At 70.2% G+C, this 238-nt stretch carries 1 protein-coding gene; it reads left to right on the forward strand.

All coding sequences use genetic code 11. The annotated features are described in order from the left end of the window. On the forward strand, positions 1 to 238 hold a 238-nt coding region (locus tag C5N14_RS31605; RefSeq protein ID WP_133305787.1), incomplete at both ends, for a hypothetical protein.

Consider the following 238-nt stretch of genomic DNA (forward strand, 5'->3'; position numbering starts at 1 on the left):
CGGGGCACTCGACGTTTGTGGAGATCAGTCCGCATCCGGTGTTGACGATGCCGGTGACGGCGATCCTGGACGACGCCGGGGTGGCCGGGCACACGTTGGGCAGCCTGCGGCGGGGGGACGACGATCCGACCCGGTTGTTGACGAATCTGGCTGCCGCGCACGCGATCGGCCTGCCCGTCGACCTGACGAGCGTGCTCGCCGGGACCGACGTGGTGCCGCTGCCCACGTACGCCTTCGA

This window comes from Micromonospora sp. MW-13 (genome assembly GCF_003434305.1).
Taxonomy (GTDB): Bacteria; Actinomycetota; Actinomycetes; order Mycobacteriales; family Micromonosporaceae; genus Micromonospora.